Source organism: Pseudoalteromonas sp. MTN2-4, from assembly GCF_042848605.1.
Taxonomy (GTDB): domain Bacteria; phylum Pseudomonadota; class Gammaproteobacteria; order Enterobacterales; family Alteromonadaceae; genus Pseudoalteromonas.
In genome coordinates this window covers 771,659-797,653 of the sequence record NZ_BTGK01000001.1, presented here as the reverse complement: position 1 = coordinate 797,653, position 25,995 = coordinate 771,659, and the positions used below count along the sequence as shown (strand labels likewise).

The 25,995-nt window shown below is 42.4% G+C and carries 21 protein-coding genes and 15 tRNA genes; 24 read left to right on the top strand and 12 right to left on the bottom strand.

Annotated elements, in window-relative coordinates; translation table 11 throughout:
- Position 1: 1 nt before the first annotated feature.
- From prmC to rlmM, 9 genes are all read left to right on the top strand, one after another.
- Positions 2-853: a peptide chain release factor N(5)-glutamine methyltransferase gene (prmC, locus tag ACGHEH_RS03725; protein WP_390441905.1), complete on the top strand. Its 852-nt coding sequence runs from the start codon at positions 2-4 to the stop codon at positions 851-853.
- 31 nt (positions 854-884) lie between these two features.
- The gene (locus ACGHEH_RS03720; RefSeq protein ID WP_390441903.1) at positions 885-2,438 is read left to right on the top strand and encodes a DUF3369 domain-containing protein; all 1,554 of its coding nucleotides are present in this window, start codon (positions 885-887) and stop codon (positions 2,436-2,438) included.
- Entirely contained in the window at positions 2,439-2,813 is a 375-nt protein-coding gene (locus ACGHEH_RS03715; protein WP_390441901.1) for a SirB2 family protein, read from the top strand. It abuts the gene before it with no gap.
- Between the two features lie 172 nt (positions 2,814-2,985).
- Positions 2,986-3,786: a tetratricopeptide repeat protein gene (locus ACGHEH_RS03710; protein ID WP_390441899.1), complete on the top strand. Its 801-nt coding sequence runs from the start codon at positions 2,986-2,988 to the stop codon at positions 3,784-3,786.
- A 119-nt stretch (positions 3,787-3,905) separates the two neighbouring features.
- Complete coding sequence (gene kdsA, locus ACGHEH_RS03705) at positions 3,906-4,760, top strand: 3-deoxy-8-phosphooctulonate synthase (protein ID WP_390441897.1); 855 nt, start codon at positions 3,906-3,908, stop codon at positions 4,758-4,760.
- 51 nt (positions 4,761-4,811) lie between these two features.
- A complete protein-coding gene (locus ACGHEH_RS03700; RefSeq protein ID WP_138480362.1) occupies positions 4,812-5,708 on the top strand; it encodes a transcriptional regulator GcvA in 897 nt (298 codons plus the stop codon).
- Entirely contained in the window at positions 5,705-6,331 is a 627-nt protein-coding gene (locus ACGHEH_RS03695) for an alpha/beta family hydrolase (protein WP_390441895.1), read from the top strand. Before ACGHEH_RS03700 ends, ACGHEH_RS03695 begins: the two co-directional genes overlap by 4 nt.
- Positions 6,324-6,692, top strand: a complete 369-nt coding sequence (locus tag ACGHEH_RS03690) for a DUF423 domain-containing protein (protein WP_390441893.1) — start codon at positions 6,324-6,326, stop codon at positions 6,690-6,692. Before ACGHEH_RS03695 ends, ACGHEH_RS03690 begins: the two co-directional genes overlap by 8 nt.
- Before the next feature lie 22 nt (positions 6,693-6,714).
- The gene (rlmM, locus tag ACGHEH_RS03685; RefSeq protein ID WP_390441891.1) at positions 6,715-7,800 is read left to right on the top strand and encodes a 23S rRNA (cytidine(2498)-2'-O)-methyltransferase RlmM; all 1,086 of its coding nucleotides are present in this window, start codon (positions 6,715-6,717) and stop codon (positions 7,798-7,800) included.
- A 101-nt stretch (positions 7,801-7,901) separates the two neighbouring features.
- On the opposite strand, the gene ACGHEH_RS03680 is transcribed toward rlmM, so the two are convergent.
- Positions 7,902-8,627 (bottom strand): NAD-dependent deacetylase, encoded by a 726-nt coding sequence (locus ACGHEH_RS03680; RefSeq protein ID WP_390441889.1) that lies wholly within the window; start codon positions 8,625-8,627, stop codon positions 7,902-7,904.
- Positions 8,628-8,638: 11 nt separating this feature from the next.
- A complete protein-coding gene (locus ACGHEH_RS03675; RefSeq protein ID WP_390441887.1) occupies positions 8,639-10,639 on the bottom strand; it encodes a spermidine synthase in 2,001 nt (666 codons plus the stop codon).
- A gap of 211 nt (positions 10,640-10,850) precedes the next feature.
- Here ACGHEH_RS03675 and ACGHEH_RS03670 point away from each other — a divergent pair, with 211 nt between their 5' ends.
- Positions 10,851-12,173, top strand: a complete 1,323-nt coding sequence (locus ACGHEH_RS03670) for a hypothetical protein (protein ID WP_390441885.1) — start codon at positions 10,851-10,853, stop codon at positions 12,171-12,173.
- Between the two features lie 85 nt (positions 12,174-12,258).
- Here ACGHEH_RS03670 and cysZ read toward each other — a convergent pair whose 3' ends face one another.
- Both cysZ and ACGHEH_RS03660 read right to left on the bottom strand, forming a co-directional pair.
- A complete protein-coding gene (cysZ, locus tag ACGHEH_RS03665; RefSeq protein WP_390441883.1) occupies positions 12,259-12,990 on the bottom strand; it encodes a sulfate transporter CysZ in 732 nt (243 codons plus the stop codon).
- Between the two features lie 115 nt (positions 12,991-13,105).
- Positions 13,106-13,402, bottom strand: a complete 297-nt coding sequence (locus ACGHEH_RS03660) for a hypothetical protein (protein WP_390441881.1) — start codon at positions 13,400-13,402, stop codon at positions 13,106-13,108.
- A 215-nt stretch (positions 13,403-13,617) separates the two neighbouring features.
- On the opposite strand from ACGHEH_RS03660, the gene ACGHEH_RS03655 reads away from it, so the two are divergent.
- The 6 genes from ACGHEH_RS03655 (at position 13,618) to msrB (ending at position 21,771) form a co-directional block, all read left to right on the top strand.
- Positions 13,618-14,364, top strand: a complete 747-nt coding sequence (locus tag ACGHEH_RS03655; protein WP_390441879.1) for a TrmH family RNA methyltransferase — start codon at positions 13,618-13,620, stop codon at positions 14,362-14,364.
- 204 nt (positions 14,365-14,568) lie between these two features.
- Positions 14,569-17,961, top strand: a complete 3,393-nt coding sequence (locus ACGHEH_RS03650) for a chromosome segregation SMC family protein (RefSeq protein WP_390441877.1) — start codon at positions 14,569-14,571, stop codon at positions 17,959-17,961.
- 17 nt (positions 17,962-17,978) lie between these two features.
- Positions 17,979-18,665, top strand: a complete 687-nt coding sequence (gene zipA / locus ACGHEH_RS03645) for a cell division protein ZipA (protein WP_390441875.1) — start codon at positions 17,979-17,981, stop codon at positions 18,663-18,665.
- Positions 18,666-18,735: 70 nt separating this feature from the next.
- Positions 18,736-20,754 carry an NAD-dependent DNA ligase LigA gene (gene ligA / locus ACGHEH_RS03640; RefSeq protein WP_390441874.1) on the top strand — a complete coding sequence of 673 codons (2,019 nt, stop codon included), beginning with the start codon at positions 18,736-18,738 and terminating at the stop codon, positions 20,752-20,754.
- A gap of 87 nt (positions 20,755-20,841) precedes the next feature.
- Positions 20,842-21,327 carry a DUF2919 domain-containing protein gene (locus ACGHEH_RS03635; RefSeq protein ID WP_390441872.1) on the top strand — a complete coding sequence of 162 codons (486 nt, stop codon included), beginning with the start codon at positions 20,842-20,844 and terminating at the stop codon, positions 21,325-21,327.
- A 3-nt stretch (positions 21,328-21,330) separates the two neighbouring features.
- Positions 21,331-21,771 (top strand): peptide-methionine (R)-S-oxide reductase MsrB, encoded by a 441-nt coding sequence (msrB, locus tag ACGHEH_RS03630; RefSeq protein ID WP_058030784.1) that lies wholly within the window; start codon positions 21,331-21,333, stop codon positions 21,769-21,771.
- 5 nt (positions 21,772-21,776) lie between these two features.
- Here msrB and ACGHEH_RS03625 read toward each other — a convergent pair whose 3' ends face one another.
- The 8 genes from ACGHEH_RS03625 to ACGHEH_RS03590 form a co-directional block, all read right to left on the bottom strand.
- Positions 21,777-23,408, bottom strand: a complete 1,632-nt coding sequence (locus ACGHEH_RS03625) for a response regulator (protein WP_390441869.1) — start codon at positions 23,406-23,408, stop codon at positions 21,777-21,779.
- A 111-nt stretch (positions 23,409-23,519) separates the two neighbouring features.
- Positions 23,520-23,595, bottom strand: a tRNA-Val gene (locus ACGHEH_RS03620).
- Positions 23,596-23,615: 20 nt separating this feature from the next.
- A tRNA-Val gene (locus ACGHEH_RS03615) sits at positions 23,616-23,691 on the bottom strand.
- Between the two features lie 29 nt (positions 23,692-23,720).
- Positions 23,721-23,796: transfer RNA gene (locus ACGHEH_RS03610), tRNA-Val, on the bottom strand.
- A gap of 16 nt (positions 23,797-23,812) precedes the next feature.
- Positions 23,813-23,888 (bottom strand) — tRNA-Val (locus ACGHEH_RS03605).
- A 22-nt stretch (positions 23,889-23,910) separates the two neighbouring features.
- Positions 23,911-23,986: transfer RNA gene (locus ACGHEH_RS03600), tRNA-Val, on the bottom strand.
- A gap of 17 nt (positions 23,987-24,003) precedes the next feature.
- Positions 24,004-24,079, bottom strand: a tRNA-Val gene (locus tag ACGHEH_RS03595).
- A gap of 22 nt (positions 24,080-24,101) precedes the next feature.
- A tRNA-Val gene (locus ACGHEH_RS03590) sits at positions 24,102-24,177 on the bottom strand.
- A 602-nt stretch (positions 24,178-24,779) separates the two neighbouring features.
- Here ACGHEH_RS03590 and ACGHEH_RS03585 point away from each other — a divergent pair.
- The 8 genes from ACGHEH_RS03585 to ACGHEH_RS03550 all read left to right on the top strand — a co-directional run bounded on the left by ACGHEH_RS03585 (position 24,780) and on the right by ACGHEH_RS03550 (position 25,948).
- Positions 24,780-24,855: transfer RNA gene (locus tag ACGHEH_RS03585), tRNA-Ala, on the top strand.
- A gap of 40 nt (positions 24,856-24,895) precedes the next feature.
- Positions 24,896-24,971 (top strand) — tRNA-Glu (locus ACGHEH_RS03580).
- A 100-nt stretch (positions 24,972-25,071) separates the two neighbouring features.
- Positions 25,072-25,147 (top strand) — tRNA-Glu (locus ACGHEH_RS03575).
- An 85-nt stretch (positions 25,148-25,232) separates the two neighbouring features.
- A tRNA-Glu gene (locus tag ACGHEH_RS03570) sits at positions 25,233-25,308 on the top strand.
- 86 nt (positions 25,309-25,394) lie between these two features.
- Positions 25,395-25,470, top strand: a tRNA-Glu gene (locus tag ACGHEH_RS03565).
- Between the two features lie 82 nt (positions 25,471-25,552).
- Positions 25,553-25,628 (top strand) — tRNA-Glu (locus ACGHEH_RS03560).
- An 86-nt stretch (positions 25,629-25,714) separates the two neighbouring features.
- Positions 25,715-25,790 (top strand) — tRNA-Glu (locus ACGHEH_RS03555).
- An 82-nt stretch (positions 25,791-25,872) separates the two neighbouring features.
- Positions 25,873-25,948 (top strand) — tRNA-Glu (locus ACGHEH_RS03550).
- The last annotated feature ends 47 nt before the right edge of the window (positions 25,949-25,995 follow it).

Here is a 25,995-nt window from a genome sequence, read left to right as displayed (position 1 = left end):
CGTGGCAAGCCTAACCGTCGCCCAAGCAATCGCTTGGGCAACCCAAACTCTTCAAAATACCTCTGATTCACCTAAACTAGATGCTGAAGTTTTATTGCTTCATGTGCTTGATAAACCCAAAAGCTATTTATTTACTTGGCCTGAAGCCGAACTTACTGATGTGCAATTGATTACATTTGAGAAGCTGATCGCTGAGCGAGAAACAGGGCATCCTGTTGCTCATTTAGTTGGTGTGCGCGAGTTTTGGAGTTTAGAACTTGAAGTCAATAACTCGACGTTAATTCCTAGACCTGATACCGAGACCCTAGTTGAAAAAGCGCTTAGTTTAGATTTGCCTATCAATGCAAAAATGCTTGATTTGGGGACTGGCACTGGCGCCATTGCGCTATCGCTGGCATCAGAGCAGCCTAATTGGCAGGTCACTGCGGTCGATTATTCTGAGCAAGCTGTTTCGCTTGCAAAGCGAAATCAACAAAAACTCGCCTTGAATAATGTCACTATTATGCAAAGCGATTGGTTTAGTGCAGTACCAAATCAACAATTTGATCTTATTGTCAGTAATCCGCCGTATATTGATGAACTTGATGAGCATTTAAGCCAAGGCGATGTGCGTTTTGAACCAAAAAGTGCATTAGTGGCACCAGAGAATGGTATGGCTGATATCAAGCTAATCATTGAGCAAGCGCGGCAATATCTGGCACCGAATGGATATTTGCTGATTGAGCATGGCTATCAACAAGCACTGTTATTACAAGAGTTTTTTGCACAAATGGCGTATAACAATATACTTACTATAAAAGATATGTCAGGCTGTGATCGAGTAACCATGGCCCAGTGGCAAGGCAAGCGATAATAACGCCCTGTGTATTAATAGGACCCCGCGTATGGATGATTTTTTGTTTTCAGATGAGCCGAACGATGTTGTTGAGCCCGATAGCAATGGCGTTTGGAAAGTAATTGTTGTCGATGATGAGCCTGAAGTTCATGCGGTAACTAAGCTTGCATTAAGTGATTTTGAGTTTCAAAAGAAGCGTTTAGAGTTTATTAGTGCGTACTCTGGTGAAGAAGCGCGTAAGGTGATCCAAGCACACCCTGATGCAGCCATTGTATTATTAGATGTTGTGATGGAAACCGACGATGCGGGGTTACAAGTTGCTAAGTTCATTCGAGAAATCGCAAAAAACAATCATATTCGTATCATTTTAAGAACCGGTCAACCGGGGCAAGCGCCGGAAAGACAAGTCATAGTTAACTATGATATTAACGACTATAAATCTAAAACAGAACTGACAGCACAAAAGCTTTTTACAGTTGTGATGTCGAGTCTGCGCTCTTATCGCGACATTTTAGCCATTGAGCAATCACGTCAAGGTTTAGAAAAGATTATTTGCGCTTCAAGAGACATCTTTTCATCACACTCCTTAGAGCATTTTATTAAGGGTGTGGTTCAGCAGTTAACCTCTTTGTTGGGCACTGTCGATGAAGCGATTTACGCGACGTCTTTGGTTGCAAGTAATGACTCAAATCATAATGCTGAGCAGCTGGTTGTTTTCACAGGCCGTGGTGAGTTTGAATCTTGTGAAGGCAAACCGATTTCCGAAGTGCTAACTCAAGATCAACTCCAAGCTTGCTCAACTGCTTTGCAAGAAAAAAGCATAGTGTATAAAGACAATTATTTATTCGCTTACTGCACCAGTGAGTTTAATCATAGCTCAATGTTATTTGTGTCTGGTATTCCTGATTTTCTGACGGATACACAAAAGCATTTAATTGAAATTTTTTCGCAAAATGTGCAACTAGCATATGAGAATGTGCAACTGCAAGCTGAAGTTGAAGACACTCAACAAGAGTTAGTTTACAGATTGAGTGAAGCGTTAGAACAACGCTCTACCGAAACAGGCAATCATGTAAAACGCGTTGCGCATATTTGTTATGCGCTCGCTGAAGGGTATGGTTTACCAAGACGTGATGCTGAGTTAGTGCGTATGGCCTCACCACTCCATGATGTTGGCAAGGTGGGTATTCCAGATGCGATTTTAAATAAGCCAGATAAGCTTGAAGAGCAAGAATGGCAAGTGATGCAAACTCATGCTGAAAAAGGGTATGAGATCTTAAAAGACTCGCGCCGTGAAATTGTCAATGCTGGTGCGGTTATAGCTAAAGATCACCATGAAAAGTGGGATGGTTCAGGCTATCCAGCCGGTAAACAAGGTGAGAGTATTCATATTTATGGTCGAATTGTTGCCCTAGCCGATGTCTATGACGCACTTCGACATAAGCGTTGCTACAAGCCTGCCTGGGAATTAGAGCCCGTTATGGCCGAGATTAATAGCCAAAAAGGTAAGCATTTTGATCCTAAGCTCGTGGATGTGTTTAATAGCATTATCGACGATTTAGAGGCGATTTTAGTGAAGTATCCAGATAATTTAGGTAATTAAATGGAATATATTGCAATTAAACACACTCATGTGCTGTTTGCACTGTTGAGTATTATTTTATTTTACACGAGAACAGTATCTCGTTTTATGTCGGGGAAACTCGCCAGTAATAAACTCGTTTTTATTGGTAGTCACATTATAGACACTTTATTATTGGTTTCTGCTGTCGCGCTGTTAGTTGTTGCGAGTATGAATCCATTACAACAACCATGGCTGACTGAAAAAATTGTTTTAGTGGTTGCTTATATAGGTTTAGGTTTTGTGGTTTCTAAATCGACACAGTTTAAGACTCAGGTTATCGCACTGACAGCTGCAACTATCTTGCTACTTCTAATTGGTTATTTAGCGGGTAGTAAAGCGTCATTTTTACTTTAAGTTTCTTTGAGTAGGCAATGCCTACTCAACCTCTCCTTATTTTTAAAGCCGTATTACCCTTTCTAAATCAATTAACTAAAACTACTTCTATAAGGCGCTACATTAATTCCTATAAAAAATGTTAGACTAGCCGATTAATAAGTAAGAGTAATAGTTAAGGTAGTTGGTATTTATGACTGATATCTGGTTCGATGAACAAGACAGTAGTGCAGACTACATACGACAGCATACATTATTTAGATGCATCGACGCTGAGCGTCAGTGGGATGCGCAAATAAATCTAGAAGAGAGTTACTGCCAGCTTGCAGAACTTGAATTAGCTGTTGATCAATTATGTCGCGAACATACCGAAACACATATGTTGATCGATGCGCTTTTAGATGCATTTTATACTCGTTGGTTATTCAGTGGCAGCAATCAAAGCGAAGTTGAGTACAAGTTAAATAGTGTCAATTATGTGCTTAAAATGCGCACTGGCAACGCCACTTCTCTTGCTTTGATTTTGACGCATTTACTGCAGCGTGCTCAGCTTGATGTGAACATGGCATTTTACCAAGGCGATATTATGGTTCATATCGCTTTAAGTGCTGAAGAAGGGTATATCGTAGAGCCTTGCGGCGGCAATCAAACTTGGTATATCAATCCCGAAAACGAAAGTAAAGATGAAGAGCCTTACGAATTATTATTAGGTGATGAAGCATTTAAGCTATATCTCGCTCAGCAGAAATGGGCGTTTATCACCGCAGATAAGTTTGGTCATGCTTTAAGTTGCGTTGAACAGTTGATGGACTTACTCGGTGACGACCCGTATGAACGCCGCGATAGAGGGTATCTACTCAATCAGATAAATTGCCCCAAATTAGCTAAAGCTGACTTACAGTTTTTTGTCGATGAGTGTCCTGACGATCCAACGATTGAGATTATTCAGCATCAAATTGAAGAGTTGCAAGACTACAATCATGTAGTGCACTAATAAGAATAAGTTGCGTGCTTTAATATTTATGCCAAGTTTAGTGTGGCGTTAAAGCATGCTTTACAAACTCCCGAGTAGACATTTATTAGATTTCTATTACTAAAAGAATTAGGAAAGTTATGAACACGCAAATCGTAAAAGTTGCAGATATTGAAGTGGCAAACGACAAACCGTTTGTATTATTTGGTGGTATGAATGTGTTGGAATCGCGTGATCTTGCAATGCAAATTGCTGAGCACTATGTTGAAGTAACCAGCAAGCTAAATATTCCTTACGTATTTAAAGCATCTTTTGATAAAGCAAACCGCTCTTCAATCAATTCTTACCGTGGTCCAGGCATGGAAGAAGGCCTGAAAATTTTCGAAGAGATTAAAAAGACTTTTAATGTCCCTGTGATCACTGATGTGCACGAACCATTTCAAGCAGCTCCAGTTGCTGAAGTGGCCGATATTATCCAACTTCCAGCGTTTTTAGCACGTCAAACAGATTTAGTTGTGGCGATGGCTAAAACTGGCGCTGTGATTAATGTGAAAAAACCACAATTTTTAGCGCCGCATGAAATGCGTCATATCATTAAGAAGCTCAATGATGCGGGTAACGATCAGGTCATTTTATGTGAGCGTGGAAGTAGCTTTGGTTACAACAACCTAGTGGTTGATATGCTGGGCATGGATGACATGAAGCACATGGCACCTGTAATGTTTGATGCGACACACGCGTTACAACGCCCTGGTGGTCGTTCTGATTCTGCCGATGGTCGTCGTGCTCAGGCAACTGAACTTGCGCGTAGTGGTATGGCGTTGGGTCTAGCTGGTTTATTTATTGAAGCACACCCAAATCCAAATGAAGCAAAGTGTGACGGCCCTTGTGCATTACCACTGGCTAAGTTAGAAGGCTACTTAAAGCAGATGAAAGCGGTGGATGATTTAGTGAAAAGCTTCGAACCACTAGATACAAGCGCAGCCGACTTATAATAATTATAAAGAGCAGCAGATTTGCTGCTCTTTAGTTTGGTTTAAAGAATTATGTCTAGAAGACTCCCGCCATTAAACGCCCTAAAAGCTTTTGAAGCTGCGGCACGCAATTTGAGCTTTACCAAAGCCGCAGAAGAATTGTATGTCACACAAGCTGCAGTCAGTCACCAAATAAAAACCCTTGAAGAACATTTAGGGTTAAAACTTTTTTTAAGAAAAAACCGCTCTTTGCTCCTGACCGAAGAAGGGCAGGGTTATTACTTAGACATAAAAGAAATTTTTAATCAGCTCGTTGATGCCACTGATAGGCTGTTGGCGCGAGGCGCAAAAGGGTCATTGACGGTGTGTTTAACACCAAGCTTTGCTATTCAATGGTTGGTACCTCGATTAAGTAAGTTCCATGAGCTTCATCCTGAAATTGATGTGCGAATAAAAGCTCAAGACGATGAAGAAAACTCGTTAACTGATGATGTAGACGTGGCTATTTACTATGGCCGTGGTAACTGGAACGGGGTAGAGGCCTATCAGCTTCACAAGGAGTATTTGGTGCCTTTATGTAGTCCGTTTCTGCTAACCGGCCCAAAGCCTCTTCATGCGCCGTCAGATTTAAGCCAACACACTTTATTGCATGATACGTCTCGCAGACCTTGGAAAGCGTGGATGAAAACTGCTGGGGTACGTGATGTTCCGGTGAATCAAGGGCCTATCTTTAGTCACTCATCCATGGTGTTACAGGCAGCTATCCACGGCCAAGGCGTTGCACTGGGTAACAGTGTATTGGCAAAGCCTGATTTAGATGCGGGCCGCTTAGTTATTCCATTTAGTCACAGTTTAGAAAGTAAAAACGCGTTTTATCTAGTGGTGAGAGAAGCACAAGCTGAGCTGGGTAAAATCGTTTCGTTTAAAGAGTGGATGCTCAGCATGGTTGAGCAAGAGGAACAAGAATGATCCAATGGATTAAAGCTGATAACTCCAAAGCACAATTTATTTTTGCCCATGGGGCGGGGGCCGGTAGTGATTCTGAGTTTATGCAAGATATGGCTAATAAGCTCGCTGAACATGGCATTCAAGTTGGTTTATTCGATTTTGAATATATGCAAGTTGCCAAACAAACAGGTAAGCGTCGCCCACCGGATAGAGCCCCTAAGTTACTTGCCTATTTCGACAAAGTATTAGCATCAGTTAATGCTGATTTACCTCTATTTATCGGTGGCAAATCAATGGGCGGTAGAATGGCCTCATTATTAGTGACAGAGCGCACTTTACCTGTAAAAGGCTTGATTGCTATGGGTTATCCGTTTCATCCACCTGGCAAACCTGAAAAATTGAGAACGGAGCATTTTGCTGATATTCCTTGCCCGTTTTTAGTGCTGCAAGGTGAGCGAGATACCTTTGGTACACAAGCTGAACTAGCGCAAATGTCATTTGCTAAAGCGCCGACGTTTCAATTTTTTGCCGATGGCGATCATTCACTAAAACCACGCAAGAAAAGTGGCTTTAGTGAAGAAGCACATCGTCTGGACGCTGCAAAAGCCACCGCAGAATTTATAGAGCAACACCTGAATGACTAAACTATTTTTATTGATAGGCAGTGCATATTGCATGTTATCGGTGGTGCTAGGCGCTTTTGCCGCTCATGGTTTGAAAAAACATGCCTCTGAGTATGCGGTCGATATTTTTAAAACCGCTGCCGAGTACCAAATGTTTCATGGTTTAGCCCTGATATTAGTGGCGATATTGATTAAGCAAGGTTTAAAACTGAATGCTTCAGGTTGGTTATTTACCTTTGGCATCATTTTATTCAGTGGTAGCTTATATTTGCTGGCGCTGACCGAATGGCGCTTTTTAGGCCCGGTTACGCCAATTGGCGGCGTGTGCTTTATTTTAGGTTGGTTGCTTTTAATGGCCAAAGCAGCCAAACATAAATTTTAATTAAAGAGATTTGAGAACTCCTATGTCGAGTGTTGTGATTTATTGTCGTAGTGGCTTTGAAAGTGATGCCGCAGCTGAAATTAACCATCATGCAGCCTTACAAGGCATTGCTGGCTATGTAAAAGCCAAGCCAAATACCGGTTATGTGAGTTTTGAAACCTATGCAGCAAGCGATGCCGAATTGCTCATTAAGAAAATCGACTTTCAAAGCTTGGTATTCGCAAGACAGTGGTTTGCAGGTGTCTTTGTCAGCAAGATGTCGATAGAAGATCGTGTCAGCGAAGTAAAAGCCGTGGTGGCTGATTTTCCATTATGTGGCGAGTTGCGTGTAGAAACCCCAGATACTAATGAGGGCAAAGAGCTTTCAAAATTCTGCAAGAAGTTTTCAACGCCGCTTGCGAAAAGCCTAGAAAAGCAAAACAAGCTGACTCGTGCGGTAAAGAAGAATCGCCCAGTATTACATGTGATGTTTTTAGCAAACGATACGGCATTTGTGGGTTACTCTTTCCCGAGCAATAACTCGCCTTTCTTTATGGGTATTCCGCGTCTGCGTATGCCAAGTGATGCGCCGAGTCGCTCAACGTTAAAATTAGACGAAGCCTTTCACGTTTTTGTGCCGCCAGAAGAAATGGAACAACGTGTACAGCCAGGTATGCGTGCCGTTGATTTAGGGGCGTGCCCGGGCGGTTGGACCTACCAACTTGTGCGCCGAGGCATGTTTGTCGCTGCCATAGATAACGGGCCGATGAATCAGAATTTAATGGATTCAGGTCAGGTGAAGCACTTCAGAGAGGATGGTTTTAAGTACTTACCAGAAAAGCGCAATAACACTTGGTTAGTATGTGATATGGTAGAAAAGCCAAAGAAAGTAACAAACCTAATGTTAGATTGGATGGTAAATGGCTTTGCTAGCGAGTTAATCTTTAACTTAAAGCTACCCATGAAGAAACGCTTTGAAGAGGTGTATCAGTGCCTAGAGCTAATTCGTGAAGAATTACCTAAGTACGAGATTGAATATACTTTGCAAGCTAAACATTTATACCATGACCGTGAAGAGATCACAGTACAAGTACAAATACACAAGATCCCTCAAAAACTGTTCAGCTAACGTTTAATGCAGTTTCTATAAAAATAATAAAGCCCTGACTTATTCAAGTTCAGGGCTTTTTTTGTATTTAATGTAATAGTTTAATTTGAGGTCAGGTTATTTTAGCGCGAGATATAATCTTGCGCTGTCATAGCAAAGTACTCAACCTGAGAATGAAAAATATGAGTAGGGTTCGGATCGACCACTTCCACCTGAATATTGTTGTGGCGGGCAGTCTCTAAGGCCATATTGGTGATATTGACGCTAAACGAGGTCCCCATGAATACTATTTTCTCAGCGTCTAGCATCTGCTGTTGCGCTCGGCTGATTTCATATAACTCAGTGTAGTATTCATCAAATAGCAGTACATATGGCTTTAATGATTCATTTAATATTGGCCCATTTTTACCTATTTTAAATAATTCAAGCAGCGAACTTTCGAGGTTTGTTTCATCCACCTCATCCCAAGGGGCTCTAATACGTTCAACATCATCGCCTTGATGATGGAATAAAGTGACTTCATCCAATCGACCGTGAATTGAAATGTAATCAGGATTACCGGCTTTACCGTCTAAGCCATCGATGTTTTGTGTGATCAAGGTTTTGTCAGCAAGCCAATGATGCACTTTATTAGGCCCGTGGTGGCGGTAAGTGGCAAAACGGTTGTAATACCATTTTAAAAACTCACCAGGGTTGTGCATATACATATCGCGCGTCGCCATTTGCTGTGGCGTATAGTTACGGCTACCAATCGTCCAAAAGCCATCTTCCCCACGAAAGGTAGGAATGCCACTTTCAGCACTGACGCCTGCGCCTGTGATATATAAAGTTTTGTCAGGCTTCGTCATTTGGTTTGCTCCTAAAGTGCTGACATTAAGTTACTGTAATCATCGCGCCAAATAAATGTTGGCTTTTGATTTGGCCAAGGGCTTTGAAGATGCTTAAAGCTTTCAATTGCCTGCTCATCAAAGGTTAAAGTGACCCAGTGTGTGTTGTGCTCATGCGCTTGCTTGGCTTTTGTTTCAAAGAAATGTACTTTGAGTTTCAGCTCGTCAGCAAGGCCGCGCATGAGGGGCGTGAGATCTAAATGACTATTAGAGATATGTATTGCTAAAACACCATTTTCCTTAAGCTGTGATAAATATAGTTGCATGGCTTCAAGCGTTAACAAGTGCATAGGAATGGCATCGCCACTGAACGCATCTAGGACAAGGGCGTCAAATCTGTTTACTTGGCCTTGCTCTTTTTGCTTTTGAAGTTGTACACGACCATCACCAACCACATATTCAACCTGTGCTTTACTTTTATTTAAGTAGCTAAAGTGGCTTTGTGCAGTTGCCACAACATTAGGGTTTAGCTCGTAAAACGTATAGTTATCACGACTCTTACCATAAGCTGCCAGCGTACCGGCACCTAAGCCGATAAAGCCCACTTGCGCACCATTGACTTGACTGTTGAGTAGTTGAGCCACCGCTGTTTCAAAGCGGTAGTAACTTTGTGGCTGGCCTTGTAAGTAAGTGGGTTCAATGATCTCAGTACCATGAGAAGTGGTACCATCAATTAAGCGACGCTCCATTTGCCCATTGATAGAAACTTCTTTGACCGACAATAAGCCATAAAAATTACGTAATCTCAATGTGTCATGGTTGGTAAATTGACTGTTTAGCCAGATAAAAGTCGGAGCAAGTAATACCAGCACGCCGCTAGCTACAAGCACCATATTACGGCTTTTTGCAAACTGCTCTGTGCTTATTAAAGAATAAATGAAAAGCGCCAATACAAGGCCTAAAGCCAGAGGGTACTCATAAAACAAAGTAAATATCTCAGGCGCGATGAAAGTAATTGCTGCTGTGCCTAAAGCGCCGCCTAAAGACATCATTAAATAAAACTGCGTCAGTTTAGACTGATGTGGTTTGGTCTTCTCAAGTTCACCATGGCAGATCATACAAGCACTGAATAACACGGTTGAATAGAGCACAATTTGACTGAGTAAATCGAGTTGGCTGCCAATAAAGAACAGCATCAAGCCAATGAAACTACTGAATGCGAATACTGCTAACCAAAACCAGCGTTGGTAAACCTTTGCCGAGTGGAAGCATAAAATAAACGTCAGTAAATAGAGCGATAAAGGCAGCAGCCATAAAAAAGGAATAGGCGATACGTTTTGTGTCATTGCGCTTGTGGTTGCCGTTAACATGATCACACCACAGGCACTGAGCAATAACCATAAAGGCAGACGCTTATCCAGTGTCGAAGTACTTTCATTTGTTTGCGCCTGAATGTAATTGTTTTGTTTAAGTGCTAAGCCAATAAAACCTGCAAATAATAAGACAAATACACCATAAACAAGGCTCCAAGCCCAAGATTGTGCAGACAGTGTTAACCAAGGTTCAAATACAAACGGGTAACTGAGTAGTGCTAAAAAAGAGCCTATGTTTGAGTAACTATAGAGTTTGTACACTTTGCTGTTGAGCGATTGAGATTGCCAACTTTGTAATAGTGGCGAAGTTGCAGCAAGCACAAAATAAGGTAGACCTACGCTCAGTGCAAGTTTAAGTAGCAATGCGAGCTCTGGAGAAGCTTGTTCCTTAATATCACTATCAGATAGACCTAAAGGTAAAGCGAGTAAGCTAACGAGTAAGAGACTCAAGTGCACAATTTGCTGTTTTTTTATATCAAGAAATTTAACCAGCAGGTGTGCATAGCAATAGCCAGCGAGTAAAAAGGTTTGAAAAAACAGTAAGCAGGTTGTCCAAACTTGTGCGCCACCACCAAACACGGGCAGTAAAGATTTAGCTAACAAGGGCTGAACTTGAAATAACAAGAAAGCACTTATGAATATCACTATAGTGGCTAGCATGCAGAGCCTTTTCTCTTTGGAAAATTAATTATTGCGCACTTTAGAGTGTTGTATTCATAGATGCAAATAGAGTTTAACTGCTTATAACCCGAGCAATGTTAATTGTCTTTTATAAATGATATTTAATCTCATTTTCTTAAACAGGTACTTCAATATGTATATGATATAAGGTAACATTTGTGTTGTTATATTATCTCTCTGGTGTTTTTAAATGAAATTAAAATTATTAAGCAGTGCAATCTTATTAGCCATACTAAGTGGCTGTGGTAATAGCAGTAAAGTTGAAGAAATCACACCGACTGAACAAGTCGATCAGGGTTCGGGTGAAGGCTCGGGTGAAGGCTCAGGTAGCGATCATGACCATGAAATTGAGTATCCACTAGGCCGACTTGCTGTTTCATTTGCTGATGAAAGTGCTGTATCAGTTTATGATCTTACAAACAATGAACTATTAGAAACAGTTACTTTAACTAACCCTATTTCTGCACTTTATGCGAGCCCAGAAGGTCGCTATGTGGTTGCTATTCAGCGTGATCATAACCATGTTGAATTTATTGATGGCGGTATTTTCTTAGAAGCCCATGATGACCACTTTCACCTAGAACAAGAAGATGTTCAGGCTGTGAGCTTTGAATTAACAGAAACAAAGCCTACTCACTATGTACCTGGTGGTGAACATGCTTTAGTTTTCTTCGATGGTGATAAAGACACTCAAGCAGATGCCGGTTTTGCTTTAATTTCAGATGAAGGCATTACTGAAGCAAAAACCGATGCCGAGCATGAGTTTAATACTTACATGCACGGTACAGGTGAAATTCGTGGTGAATATGTAATTTCAACATTACGTGATGCTGATGCCGAAGGCACGTTACCAGATCGAATTGCATTATTTGAGCTGCATGATGATCACTTCCATCAAGAGCAAGAATTTGAACATAAGTGCCCAGGGCTTCATGGTAGCGTTCAAACAGAAGAGTTTGTTGCTTTCGGTTGTACTGATGGCATCGTTGCGATTGAAGAAGAATCAGAAGTATTTACTTCAAAGCACATTGCTTATCCAGAAGGTTTTCCAGAAGGTGTTCGTATAGGTAAATTTATTGGTCACCCTGAAAATCACACCGTTATTGGTTTATCTCGCGTAGGTCCTTACTCAGTTAACTTAGAGACTGGTGAAATCAAAGCTTTTGCATGGCAACCAGAAGGTGTTGAAAAGTATCTTGCATACGCAGGAAATGCTAAGACAGGTAATGCATTAGTGTTAGATGACCAAGGTTACTTAAATATTTTCCATGGCGAACACGACTGGGAAAATGAAGCGCGTATTCAAGTGCTAGAAGAAATTGAAGAAGGTGCTGCAGCTAAGATCATTGCAAACATGGCGCACCACATTGTTTACGTCGCTTACGGTGAGCACCTTTATGCGGTAGACACTGAAGCAAAAACAAGCACTGAAATTCAGCACTTTGATAAGCCAATCGCGAGCCTTACTTGGGTAGGTGCGTTTGAAGCTGAAGAACATGATCATGAGCACTAAGTAAATCTTATTGTTTAACAGACTCCCACTAAAAATGGCGACCAATAGGTCGCCATTTTTTTATCGAAGTTTAAACTACAAAGAGTTAAGCTTCGCGATAGTTTTTACGGTAGTTTTCAACCCATAGCTTGGTTGCGCCACATACCGCAACAGGCATAACAATCAAGTTTACGAAAGGAATTGAGGTGAGTACGAATACTGCAAAACCAAACCCGTACGATAACCCCTGTTCGCTTTTTAGGTCGTCTTTCATTTGCTTGAAATGAATTTTGTGATTATCAAACGGGTAGTCGTTGTATTGTACGTTATACATCCAACAGGTAAATAGCACCCACATGACTTGCCCGAATACAGGGAGTATCCAAAGTAAAATAAAGAAACCGATTGCCCTAGGAAGATAGTAACAAAGCTTAGTCCACTCTCGTCCAAGCATACGCGGTACGTCTTTTAAGGTATCTGACAGCTTATCGTCATTGATAGGTTGGCCTGTTAAATAGAGCTCAACTTTTTCACTAAGCAAACCATTAAAAGGTGCGGCAATGAAATTGGTTATTACAGTGAAAACCATGGAGTAGGAAAATAAGATCACCAAGATAGCAATTGGCCACATCAGCCATTCAAGCCAACTTAACCAAGATGGCAGCAAGTTGTTGATGTATTCAAAGCCTTGAACTAGCCAATCATATAAAAAGAATAAAGAACCGCCGAATAGCAAAACGTTAATAAACAATGGAATAAATACAAAGCGCTTTAATCCTTTTTGGGTTATTAACGAAAACCCAGCAATGAAATACTCAATACCTTTGCCTAACTGCACAACTAGCCTCAACAATTTTATGGACACGTTTTTAGTATAAAGTGTTCCAGAGACAGCGACTAGAGCATAAGGTAACAAACTATGTCAAAGCTATATAAGTAGGCAGAAAGTTAGGCTACTTAGGTAATTCAACGTTGTAGCGTTTCGCGTACCATAAAAAGAAAGGCAGTTCGATAACAGAGAAGCTGACCAAGGTAAACCATACCCAGTTAACTTCAGTGAAAACTAAAGTGAAAGTTTGAGATGAGCCCATGTACACAGAGCCGACAACAAACAAAGAAATTACCGATGCAATTAAATCTTGAAGAGAGATCTTCTTAAAGTCATTGCCCGCATATTTTGGGTTTGCATAAAAATAGGCAATTACTAAAACAATAAAGTTAACTGAGATAATCGCAAATTCAGGAGTCATGTTCGATATGTAGGTTAATAAAAACGATGATAGTGTAACTTTATGCCGATAAACTGTCCAAATAAAAGCGCAGTAAAGCTAGGTTATTTTGCGTTGGCGCAATTTTAAAATGAATAAATACAATTAAAAAAGCCTAGCTTAATTTGAGTTTAATTAGGCTTATCGCTTTCTTAGTTGGCTCAGGTATAATCTCCAAAGTCTTTTTTGGGGTAACTATGATTTCTAAAAACCAACTAAAATTATTGCGTGCATTGGCGCAGAAAAAATATCGCAAACAACATAATTGCTATTTAGTGCAAGGAGAAAAAAATATCCTTGAGTTGTTTGCTGCCAATGTGCCAGTAAAACAGTTATTTGCCTCACCTGCATTTATTGCTGCCCATAACGATAAGATTCTTGCCGATGACATTGTCGAAGCCGATGAAGAGAGTTTAAGTAAAGCGAGCACTTTAGTGAGTAATAATGCTGCCATTGCCATTGTCACTATGCCAGAGCAAAGCAGTATAGACGTATCAGGCCTTGTACTAGCGTTAGATGGGGTATCAGACCCAGGAAACCTAGGCACCATTATTCGCGTGGCTGATTGGTATGGTCTAAAGCAAATTGTGGTGAGCCAAGATTGTGCTGACCATTTTAATCCTAAGGTGATTAGCGCGACCATGGGCTCATTTGTTCGTGTGAATGTGCTCCGCACTGACTTGGCTGCATTTTTAGCGGACTATGACGGTGATATTTATGGCGCCTACCTGGGTGGTCAAAGCGTCCATGAAACGCAGTTTGCCACAAAAGGGGTGTTGGTGATGGGCAGCGAATCTCATGGTATACGTGAGCTAGTTGCGCCGTACATTAACCAAAAGATCACCATTCCCGCTTTTGGTGGGGCAGAGTCGCTCAATGTGGCTATGGCGACTGGTATCATCCTAGATAACATTAAACGCCAAGATTATACCAACCCTCAATAATGCTCAATTATTTTGAGGGACTAAAACTGACGCTTACTTCGTTGAAAATTTCTCATTTAGAACAACTAAATAGCAAAATTTTCGCCTCGTTATCGACAAGTTTTCCTTGCCTCAAAATAGATCGCTTAATTAAGAGGAATGGTATTAATCTTTGAAGATTATTTTGTTATTGTTTTCAATTAACTAAAGTAACCCTAGCAAATCATGCGGCTGACCCATATTAAGCTTGCAGGCTTTAAATCATTTGTTGAGCCCAGCAAGATCCCATTCCCAGATCAGATGACCTGTGTGGTCGGCCCCAATGGCTGTGGTAAGTCTAATGTGATTGATGCGGTACGCTGGGTGTTGGGTGAAAGCTCAGCCAAGAACCTGCGTGGCGATGCTATGACAGACGTGATTTTTAACGGCTCAACACATCGTAAACCAGTCTCTCAAGCTTCCGTAGAACTCTTCTTTGATAACACTTCAGGTGTATTGCAAGGCAGTCTCGCTAATCGAAATCAAATCGCGATTAAGCGTTTAGTAACCCGAGATGGCCAGTCATTGTATTTTCTCAATGGCAGCAAATGTCGTAAACGCGATATTACCGACATTTTCTTAGGCACAGGCCTTGGGCCGCGTAGTTATGCGATTATTGAACAGGGGATGATCTCTCGCTTAATTGAAAGCCGCCCACAAGAGCTCAGAGTGTTTTTAGAAGAAGCTGCTGGTGTTTCAAAATACAAAGAGCGACGCCGCGAAACGCAAACCCGTATTCAAAGTACACGTGATAACTTAGAGCGCTTGCTAGACATGCGCCAAGAGCTAAAAAATCAGCTTGATAAACTCTCGGTGCAAGCAGAGCAAGCGAAGCAATATCGTGAACTTAAGCGAGATGAGCGTTTGCTCAAAGGTCAAGTCGCAGTTATTAAATGGCAAAAGCTAAACGCACAACAACAGCAAAAAGCCGCCGAAATCGTTGAGCTTGAAAAACAAATCCGCTTTTTTAGTGACGCCCATCAAGGTCATGCAGATGTGCTTTCAGCACTAGAAGCAAAGCTTGAGCAAGACACTCATAAACTAGAAGACACACAACAACAAAAGCATCGCATTCATGCCGAGATAATTCGCTTTGAGCAACAAAAGATCAGTGCACAGCAACAAAAGACGCAACTACAAGCTGACATAGATAAACAAAAGCAAGCATTTAAAGAAGCACAAGATGCACTGCAAACCCTGCAGCATGCGCAAACTGAGTTTACCGAGCAACAGCAAGTGGCAGAGCAAGGGCTTGAACAAGCGAAAGAGACATTATTAAAAGCACAAAATACATTTGAATCGTCACAAGCTACACATAAAGCACAACAAGCGAAGTTAAATGCAGGTCAGCATGAAATATCTGAGCAGCGCCAAACTCTGCAACAAGCAGAGCAAAACCTTAAGCAAGCAGAGTTATCGTTGACTCACTTGCAGGCGAATATGTCTGAAGTGGCAAAGCAAATTGAACTGCAGCAAAGCCAATCAGTCACAAAAGATCTCGATGCAGCAAAAGCAGAGTTTAATCAGCTTGCGAAACAGATGGCTGGCCTTCAATCGCAGGCCAAGCAACTGGCTGAGGCTTTAGATGATGCACAGACTCATTATACAAAGGCCGAGCTTGAAGAGCGCGAGCGCGCGCAAAAGGTCAGTAGCTGCAAAGCAAATATCAGTGCGTTAGAGAATATACTTAGCTCACTGACCGATGACGTACAGCAGACGTTACTGCAAACCTTATCCGTTAATACGAGTGATGCAGCGATTGTTGAAAGTGCACTGCTTGGCATGACGTTATTACCTGTAAGCGAAAGCACTACAGAGCATGGTGTTTGGGGTAACACCCAAGTGCCTCGCGAGGGCTCAGTTGCAAGTTTACTGCAGGGGCAGGTTTACCCGGTATTTTTAAACCAGATCCAATTACTTAAACAAGGTCAGCGATTTACCCCTGAGCAAGGCTGGTGGATGGCCGTTGATGGCGAAGGTAACTTGTATGGTCAGAACTTTAGAGTTAGTAAGTCTAAACAAACTTCTGTGGGCTTATTAACACAGCAAACTCAATTAAACGAACTTAATGCTGAATTACCCAAATTAATTTCAGACGTTGAGCAAACAAAAGCGCAAAAAGAAGCCCGACAAACACGTCTACAAGTAGCGCAACAAGACGTGGAGAGTAACAGTGCCAGTATTCACCAAATCGCACAGGGTATGGCGAAGGCACAAACCCACTCCGAGCTATTAGAGAAGCAGCACATTAATTGGTTGCTAACCCTCGAACAATATCAACAAAAGCAAGACTCGCTTAAAGCACAGTTAACTGAGCAATCAGCACCTATTGCCAAGAAAAAACAACAGATTGCTGACATAGAGGCTGCTCTTGAGTTACTGCAAGTGCAACAAATTGAGTTACAAGCTCAGGCCGATGAACAAGAACAGGCATACATTCAGGCTACAAGTCACTCGCAAACGGTTCAGCAAGCATTGCATCAGGCAGAGCTTGAGTTACAAAAAGTACAAAATACGTGGCAACTGGAGCAAACAAAGCAGCAACATAGTCAGAGCGTGTTAAATAGCGCCCTAGAGCGACTTGAAACCTTACAGCAGCAATTAGAAGATCAACAACTGCCACTGCTTGAGTGTGAAGAGCAGTTGATGATTTTAGTCGAGCAGCATCAAGAAATTGAAGTTCAGCTTGAGCAGTGCCAAGCGCAAAAAGCACAAGCCCAAAAAGCACTGCAAGATAAACAAGCGAGTTTGCAAGACGCACAATCGGGCGTTACGAAAAAACAAAATCAGCTTCAACAGCTTAAATTAGCAGAGCAAGAGCTAATGATTAAAGCGCAGTTGATGCTTGAACCCCTTGAAGAGTTACAGCAAACGCTCAAAGATATTTTGGCAAGTTTGCCAGAAAATCCTAAGCTGGTGAGCTTTCAGTCAAAGTTACAAAACACTACACAACAGTTGCTGGAGTTAGGTGCAGTTAACCTTGCTGCGATTGAAGAATATGACCAAGCCCTTGAGCGCAAAACGTATTTAGACGAGCAGCTTGATGATTTAACTGCCGCACTCGAAACCCTTGAAGGCGCTATTCGTAAAATAGACCGAGAAACCAAGCAGCGCTTTAAGCAAACCTTTGATCAAGTAAACAAAGACTTTGCAGGCTTGTTCCCGAAAGTGTTTGGGGGGGGGCAAGCGTATCTTGAGTTGACCTCAGATGACCTGTTAGAAACCGGTGTGGCGATTATGGCAAGGCCACCGGGCAAGAAAAACTCAACAATTCACCTTTTAAGTGGTGGAGAAAAAGCGCTGACCGCATTATCATTAGTGTTTTCAATATTTAGGCTAAATCCAGCGCCATTTTGTATGCTGGATGAAGTTGATGCACCGCTTGATGACGCCAACGTCGTGCGTTTTTGCCGTTTGGTCGAAGAAATGTCACAATCGGTGCAATTTATATATATTAGTCACAATAAAATCGCCATGGAAATGGCGGGTAGACTGACGGGGGTAACCATGGCCGAACCGGGTGTTTCGCGTATGGTTGCTGTAGACATAGAACAAGCAGTGCAAATGGCACAAACGTAGCAAGATAAAGGTGAGTAATGGCCGAAGAATTAAGATGGGCATTAATCGTGATCAGTGCGCTAGTTATTGGCGGTTTATTGATCCACGGCTTATGGTCAGTAAGAAAAAAAGAAACACCAGAACAAACTGATAATACTCCGAAACCACAGCCCAAAGTTGAGCCTGCGGCCCCAGCGACAGACAATGAGCCTGAACTGGGTGATATGAATTTTTCAGCGGTAGATGAAGAGCCTACTGCAGAGCCTGTTGTTGAAGAGCAACAGCAAGACGCTGCGCCGGCAGCAGCCCCTGAGCCACAAGACTTCATTATCTTACATATTGAAATGCCAGAAGGCCTTTCTATGGCGGGCTCTAAGCTATTACCTTGTGTTTTGAGCTTAGGCTTTAAATATTCTGATGAAGGTTTCTTTAATCGTCATGTTGAGCCTTCAGGTAATGGTCCTGTATTGTTCCGTTTAGTGAACATGTTCAATCCGGGTACATTCGATATTGATAACATGGAGCAGTTTAGCACTGCGGGCGTGAGTTTATTTATGACGCTGCCATGTGAAGGCGATAGCCTAGCAGCCTTTAATATGCTGCACAGTGCTGCTAAGAAACTGTCTGATGAGTTTGGTGCCACAGTACTTGATCACCAACGTCAGCCTTTAAGTGTTGAAACGGTTCGCAGCTATGTTGAAAAGGTTCGCGAATTCGCCGCTTAATGATTAGCGCGTTATGATTTTTTAGGCCACCGAGCTCACGCTTGGTGGCTTTTTGTTTTTAGAGGTCGAGATGTCAGAGTCAGTTGTTAAGCAAATTGATGCATTTAAACAGCAATTAGAAGAATATAACTACCAGTATTACGTATTAGATAATCCAAGTGTGCCAGACGCAGAATACGATAGGGTAATGCGTGAGTTAATGGCGCTAGAGCAAGCAAACCCTGAATTACTTTCACCTGATTCTCCATCACAAAAAGTCGGTGGGGAAGCGCTGAGTAAGTTCTCTCAAGTGACCCATAAAGTACCAATGTTGTCCCTTGATAATGCCTTTGATGAGGCGGAGTTCACTGCATTTAATCGTCGTATTCAAGAGCGCTTGTTAGTGAGTGAGCCACTGGATTTTTGTTGCGAACCTAAGCTCGATGGCCTAGCGGTATCTATTTTATATAAAGATGGCGTGTTAGTGCAGGCAGCAACTCGCGGTGATGGTCAAGTTGGTGAAAACATTACTGAGAACGTTAAAACCATTCGTAACGTGCCGCTGCGTTTACGTGGTGATGACATTCCGGCTGAGCTTGAAGTGCGCGGTGAAGTATTTATGGATACGGCGGGTTTCGAAAAATTAAATGAAACTGCGTTTGCCAAAGGTGAAAAAACCTTTGCTAACCCTCGTAACGCCGCTGCGGGCAGTTTACGTCAGCTAGATTCTAAAATTACCGCTAAACGCCCATTGATGTTTTATGCCTACTCAACCGGTGTTGTTGAAGGGGTAGAGTTGCCTGATGCGCATTTTGAACAACTCAGTAAGCTCAAAGACTGGGGCTTTCCAATGTGCCCAGAGACCCGCTTAGTGACAGGCACCACAGAAGTAATGGCGTATTATCAAGATATTCTAGAGCGCCGAGCAAGCCTTGCCTATGAAATCGATGGAGTGGTGATCAAAGTAAACCGCAAAGATTACCAACAACAGCTTGGCTTTGTAGCCCGCGCACCGCGTTGGGCCATTGCCTTTAAGTTTCCTGCGCAAGAAGAAATCACTCAGTTACTTGATGTTGAATTCCAAGTAGGTCGTACTGGTGCAATTACACCGGTAGCACGTTTAGAGCCAGTTTTTGTTGGTGGCGTGACAGTGTCTAACGCAACGCTTCACAATCGGGATGAAATAGAGCGCCTTGGCGTAAAAGTCGGTGATACGGTCATTATACGCCGTGCAGGCGACGTAATACCTCAAGTAACGCAAGTGGTGTTAGATCGTCGACCTGATGATGCCAAAGACATCGTCTTCCCTGAAACATGCCCAGTATGTGATTCACATGTCGAGCGTATTGAAGGCGAAGCTGTGGCCCGTTGTACCGGTGGGTTAGTGTGCCAAGCACAGCGCAAGCAAGCGATTAAACACTTTGCATCACGTAAAGCATTCGATATTGATGGTCTAGGCGATAAGATTGTTGATCAGCTTGTTGATAGAGAGCTGATTGAAACACCTGCTGACTTATTTACCTTAAAGCAAGGTCATTTTGAGTCATTAGAGCGTATGGGACCAAAGTCGGCGTTAAACCTAGTTAACGCTCTAGAGGCGGCAAAGCAAACCACTTTGGCAAAGTTCTTATATGCTTTGGGTATTCGTGAAGTGGGTGAAGCGACAGCACAGAATCTGGCAAACCACTATTTAACGCTAGAAAAGGTAATGGCAGCCAGCACGGATGACTTACAAACGGTTAGTGATGTGGGCGTTGTGGTTGCCAAACACATTCATGCCTTCTTTAACGAGCCGCATAACCAAACCGTTGTGAACGCGTTACTTGAAATTGGTATCAATTGGCCGCAAATAGAACAGAAGTCTGCGGATACACAGCCGCTTGCAGGGTTAACGTATGTTTTAACCGGTACATTGAGCCAGCTAAATCGTAACGACGCGAAAGCGCGTTTACAGGCACTCGGCGCAAAAGTGGCTGGCAGTGTTTCTAAAAACACCCATGCCCTTGTTGCAGGCGAAAAAGCAGGTTCTAAGCTGACCAAAGCTCAAGATTTAGGTATTGAAATACTCGATGAAGATGCCTTAATCGCTTTGTTCGCTGAACATGAGTAACACCGAGCAGCAATTATAGAAATACACTACGCGGTCAATATGGCCGCGTTTTTGTAGTAGTACCTCCGCATAGAGGGTAGGACATTTATGAAACATTATGGCCCAGAGTATTGGGATAAATATGGCGTGTATCGTACACCTTTGGCATTCAACTTGACGCTGGTGGTGTTGCTTCGTGCCTATTTTTTATGGACTTTCTCTGCATTGGCAAGACGTCCCGATATCGATTTTATGTCGCTATTTTTTGTTTCTAAATTCCACTTCTTTACGGCGTTAGGTATTGGGGCCATTGCCATTGTGCCGACTGTAATATATTCACTTCGCCGACCAACCAGCTCTCAGAAGTTCGCCAAAATTTGGCGGCACATGCGCTGGCCGTTATTACTTTGTGCATGCTTAGACTTAACTTGGCTGATCTATCAAGCATCACAATCGTATTACCAGTTTTCGATGTTTTTAGCAGTGCAAATGGTGCTCTTGCTCTGGGTAATATTGTATTTGCTCAAAAGTCGCTATTTAAGCTACTTTTTTAATGATTGGCCTGAGCCTGAAAAACAAGATAATAAGGAGTAAATTATGCTGACCTGGCAAGATGTTTTAAAGTACGCGAACGCTGGTAATCCAGAGCCGAAAAATCGAGTTGAGAAAACAGCTGAACAGTGGCAACAAGAGCTAGACCCTGAAGTCTTCTATATTACCCGTAATAAAGGCACCGAAAGACCCTTCAGCAGTGGCAGTTGCACGGTATTTGAAGCCGGAGACTATCACTGTGCCTGTTGCAATAATTTATTGTTTTCAGGGGACGAAAAGTTTAACAGTGGTACAGGTTGGCCATCATTTACAAAACCCGCCTATTTAGAATCGATTGCTTACATTGGTGATAACAGCCATGGTATGCAGCGAGTCGAGATTGTTTGTAATGTGTGTGATGCACACCTAGGCCATGTATTTCCCGATGGCCCGCCACCGACAGGTTTGCGTTATTGTGTAAATGCGTTATCGATGACAAAAGCTTAACCTAATCACTCAACCGAAAGTCCCAGCTCATCGCAGGTGACTTTCAGCTTACCTAGGCGCTCTTTCTGATCTGTTTCTAAATCCAAACTGTTTAAAAGCGCAAAGCATTTCTTGAGCAATGGGGTGTTGATGGTGTTTTCTTTTTGGTGGTTTTTGTCTAATAAACACTGCGCCAAATTAAGAGCAATACTGGCATTTTTGGGCATGACTCTAAACGCTTGCGTAAATGCTTCAAGTGCGACATCAATTCTACCGCGGTTAAACTGAGTCACAGCATGGTTATTGAGCTCTTTCGGGCCCATGGTAATGTCTTGCTTCTCTGTTTTTTGTTGATGAATATAGTGCAGGGTAGTGGGGTCACTAATGTCTTTATGACGCTCACAGTGTTGTATGATCTGTGTGAATAAATCTTGAGCCTTATGCTGCATCCCTAGTTCATGACAAGCTTTTGCTTTATCAAGTGCAGCATCGATAGAACGTATTGTTGGTTCATCTTCTAGTTGATTAATAAGTAGAATCGCTTTTTGGTGCTCATCTTTCAAGTAGTGAATACGTGCGTTTAAAACATCTAATTGAGTTTGATTATCGGCATTTGGAAATTGTTTTTTTAAATCGCCTAGATATTTTTGTGTTTGTCGTGTGATGCGATTAATTTGCTCAGTTTGATCAGTGGCTAAGGCAAAGTCGATGCCCGCTCTAGCTGCATTTAAATAGATCTCAGGGCTATCATGAATGGAGTGCTTAGCGTACTGAGCAATGTCTTTATGCGCGTTGTAGCTCGATTCATAATCATGATTGATTGACGCAACCCGACCTAAACTTTTTTGTCTCTCGATATTCCGCGGTGCCATATTAGATGCTTGCTGAAGAAACGTTTGTGCATTTTCAAATTTATTCAATTGCATTTCAAGGCGGCCAAGTAAGTCGAGCGCAACCAATCGAGTTTCTGAACGTTCTAACATCGTCTTTAGCATACGTTGAGCGAGTACATGTTCTTTGTTTGCAATTAAAGCTTCTACTAGGCCTATTTTGGCCCATGCGAACTTTTGTAAAGACAATGCCGATTTATAGAATGTTTTAGCCTCATCAACACGCTTTAGTCTAAGTAACGCCTCACCTTTGAGCTTGAGCATAATAGGACTGTAGGTGTTGTCGTTATTATCGAGTTCTTTGTTGATAAATTTAACTGCTTTTGAATCATTGCCATCATCAATTAAAGTAAAAATTTGTTTCAGCGCAGATTTGCGTTTTAACACGCGGGTAAGACGAGTTTTTAATTCTTTTATTGAAAATGGTTTAACTAAGAAGTCATCTGGTTGAAGTTCAAGTACGCTATGAACTAACTCCCCGCTGGTCTCTGCTGAGACAAAAATAAAAGCGGTGGTGTTTTTGATGAGGTTTTTACTTTTTAACTCTTCGTAGAGCTGATAACCGTTTTGTCGTTTGGTTAAATCGAATGAGCAAATAATTAAATCAAACTTTTCACTGGCACACAGTTCAATTGCTGCAATTGCATGCTCGGCAATATAGATATGCTTAAACTGTAGCTGTTCTAAAGAGCGCCTGAGGTGGCTCAGAGCGAGCGGCTGTTCTTCGACAATTAACAGTTTGATATTGCTAAAGTTGTTTAAGCTCATTGAATAAATTAGTAACGATAAGGGCTTATGACAGTCTAGACCTTTAATGTGCTTTTTTAAATAGTTTGGAGATAAAACAGAGTAAGATTAAGAATTTAAGATTGGATTATGTGGTGGGTCGTACTGGACTTGAACCAGTGACCCTCGCCTTGTAAGGGCGATGCTCTCCCAACTGAGCTAACGACCCACATAATTATAAGCTTGATATGGTGGGTCGTACTGGACTTGAACCAGTGACCCTCGCCTTGTAAGGGCGATGCTCTCCCAACTGAGCTAACGACCCATATCAATGAACTTTGCGAACCAGTAAAGTGGTGGGTTGTACTGGACTTGAACCAGTGACCCTCGCCTTGTAAGGGCGATGCTCTCCCAACTGAGCTAACAACCCGCAAAGTCTTTCTAAATGGTGGGTCGTACTGGACTTGAACCAGTGACCCTCGCCTTGTAAGGGCGATGCTCTCCCAACTGAGCTAACGACCCATTTAGAAAATTGTGTGTAATATGGTGGGTCGTACTGGACTTGAACCAGTGACCCTCGCCTTGTAAGGGCGATGCTCTCCCAACTGAGCTAACGACCCATATTACAGCTCTATAATGGTGGGTCGTACTGGACTTGAACCAGTGACCCTCGCCTTGTAAGGGCGATGCTCTCCCAACTGAGCTAACGACCCATTATAGATAAATTTAGATATGTGGTGGGTCGTACTGGACTTGAACCAGTGACCCTCGCCTTGTAAGGGCGATGCTCTCCCAACTGAGCTAACGACCCATATCTAAAAACAACACGTTACCGTGTCGTTGTGGAGCGGTATTATAGGGAGACTTGCAACAGAGTCAATAGCTGAATTTACAAATTTGGTCTGTCTGCGGGTTTTATCATCAAATTACAATTGTTCTTCATTATATAGCAAGTGCGCTTTCACGCTGAAAAAACTTAAAAAGCTAAGAAAACTGACTCATTGAAAAATAAATCAAAACTAAAGTGCCCAACATTATGAATTTAAATCTGGGCTATTTTAGTTGGTAAAATAAAAAGTTATGGCCTGTAAGTTTTTCTCAAAACTAATGATAGATACTCTTTCTGTAGGTCGGAATACAGAGCTAAATTAGCAAACTTCATAACGCTAGCTGATATCTAAGTGCAGTAGGGAGTAAAGCAGAACAATTTGAGGGGTAGGGTGATGATATAGTGAGGGTTTAGTTGCCTCAAAACGCTTGTTGTGGTTATATATGCGCCTGTTTGCTGTTTTTTAAAGCGAACAGAAAAAAGTTAAAGAAAAAATGTTGACTTTAATTTTATGGGTGCATAGAATGCGCCCCGCACTCAGCGATACAGGTGACTAACTGAAAGGTTAGATAAGCCCAAGGTAAGGGGCTATAGCTCAGCTGGGAGAGCGCCTCGCTGGCAGCGAGGAGGTCTGCGGTTCGATCCCGCATAGCTCCACCAATCTTCTAAGTGCAATTGTCCTAGAGAGCACAGTTTTTGTGTCCCCTTCGTCTAGAGGCCTAGGACACCGCCCTTTCACGGCGGTAACAGGGGTTCGAATCCCCTAGGGGACGCCAATTTCGCTACTTCTTCGAGTGGAGTAGGGGAGTTAAATATACTCGTATGGTAAGAGTCAAAATAACCAGTCCTAGTGACACATTATCTATATGATACTGCGTCCCCTTCGTCTAGAGGCCTAGGACACCGCCCTTTCACGGCGGTAACAGGGGTTCGAATCCCCTAGGGGACGCCACTTTACTAAAAGTGCTCAGATAAACGCTCGTATGGTAAGAGTCAAAATAACCAGTCCTAGTGACACATTATCTATATGATACTGCGTCCCCTTCGTCTAGAGGCCTAGGACACCGCCCTTTCACGGCGGTAACAGGGGTTCGAATCCCCTAGGGGACGCCACTTTACTTAAAGTGCTCATGATAAACGCTCGTATGGTAAGAGTCTAAATAACCAGTCCTAGTGACACATTATCTACATGATATTGCGTCCCCTTCGTCTAGAGGCCTAGGACACCGCCCTTTCACGGCGGTAACAGGGGTTCGAATCCCCTAGGGGACGCCACTTTACTTAAAGTGCTCAGAATGCTCGTATGGTAAGAGTTTAAATAACCAGTCCTAGTGACACATTATCTACATGATACTGCGTCCCCTTCGTCTAGAGGCCTAGGACACCGCCCTTTCACGGCGGTAACAGGGGTTCGAATCCCCTAGGGGACGCCACTTTACTTAAAGTGCTCATGATAAACGCTCGTATGGTAAGAGTCTAAATAACCAGTCCTAGTGACACATTATCTACATGATATTGCGTCCCCTTCGTCTAGAGGCCTAGGACACCGCCCTTTCACGGCGGTAACAGGGGTTCGAATCCCCTAGGGGACGCCACTTTACTTAAAGTGCTCAGAATGCTCGTATGGTAAGAGTTTAAATAACCAGTCCTAGTGACACATTATCTACATGATACTGCGTCCCCTTCGTCTAGAGGCCTAGGACACCGCCCTTTCACGGCGGTAACAGGGGTTCGAATCCCCTAGGGGACGCCACTTTCACTACCACTTCCTATTTTATTCATAATAAATCACACTATTTT

Excerpts from the sequence above, each read along its gene's own strand:
- ACGHEH_RS03670 (WP_390441885.1), top strand. The coding sequence starts at position 10,851 with ATGAAATTAAAATTATTAAGCAGTGCAATCTTATTAGCCATACTAAGT.
- ACGHEH_RS03710 (WP_390441899.1), top strand. The coding sequence starts at position 2,986 with ATGACTGATATCTGGTTCGATGAACAAGACAGTAGTGCAGACTACATA.
- ACGHEH_RS03635 (WP_390441872.1), top strand. The coding sequence starts at position 20,842 with ATGAAACATTATGGCCCAGAGTATTGGGATAAATATGGCGTGTATCGT.
- kdsA (WP_390441897.1), top strand. The coding sequence starts at position 3,906 with ATGAACACGCAAATCGTAAAAGTTGCAGATATTGAAGTGGCAAACGAC.
- ACGHEH_RS03690 (WP_390441893.1), top strand. The coding sequence starts at position 6,324 with ATGACTAAACTATTTTTATTGATAGGCAGTGCATATTGCATGTTATCG.
- ACGHEH_RS03720 (WP_390441903.1), top strand. The coding sequence starts at position 885 with ATGGATGATTTTTTGTTTTCAGATGAGCCGAACGATGTTGTTGAGCCC.
- ACGHEH_RS03660 (WP_390441881.1), bottom strand. The coding sequence starts at position 13,402 with ATGACTCCTGAATTTGCGATTATCTCAGTTAACTTTATTGTTTTAGTA.
- zipA (WP_390441875.1), top strand. The coding sequence starts at position 17,979 with ATGGCCGAAGAATTAAGATGGGCATTAATCGTGATCAGTGCGCTAGTT.
- ACGHEH_RS03650 (WP_390441877.1), top strand. The coding sequence starts at position 14,569 with ATGCGGCTGACCCATATTAAGCTTGCAGGCTTTAAATCATTTGTTGAG.
- ACGHEH_RS03695 (WP_390441895.1), top strand. The coding sequence starts at position 5,705 with ATGATCCAATGGATTAAAGCTGATAACTCCAAAGCACAATTTATTTTT.
- msrB (WP_058030784.1), top strand. The coding sequence starts at position 21,331 with ATGCTGACCTGGCAAGATGTTTTAAAGTACGCGAACGCTGGTAATCCA.
- ligA (WP_390441874.1), top strand. The coding sequence starts at position 18,736 with ATGTCAGAGTCAGTTGTTAAGCAAATTGATGCATTTAAACAGCAATTA.
- ACGHEH_RS03655 (WP_390441879.1), top strand. The coding sequence starts at position 13,618 with ATGATTTCTAAAAACCAACTAAAATTATTGCGTGCATTGGCGCAGAAA.
- ACGHEH_RS03625 (WP_390441869.1), bottom strand. The coding sequence starts at position 23,408 with ATGAGCTTAAACAACTTTAGCAATATCAAACTGTTAATTGTCGAAGAA.
- ACGHEH_RS03700 (WP_138480362.1), top strand. The coding sequence starts at position 4,812 with ATGTCTAGAAGACTCCCGCCATTAAACGCCCTAAAAGCTTTTGAAGCT.
- ACGHEH_RS03680 (WP_390441889.1), bottom strand. The coding sequence starts at position 8,627 with ATGACGAAGCCTGACAAAACTTTATATATCACAGGCGCAGGCGTCAGT.
- rlmM (WP_390441891.1), top strand. The coding sequence starts at position 6,715 with ATGTCGAGTGTTGTGATTTATTGTCGTAGTGGCTTTGAAAGTGATGCC.
- ACGHEH_RS03715 (WP_390441901.1), top strand. The coding sequence starts at position 2,439 with ATGGAATATATTGCAATTAAACACACTCATGTGCTGTTTGCACTGTTG.
- ACGHEH_RS03675 (WP_390441887.1), bottom strand. The coding sequence starts at position 10,639 with ATGCTAGCCACTATAGTGATATTCATAAGTGCTTTCTTGTTATTTCAA.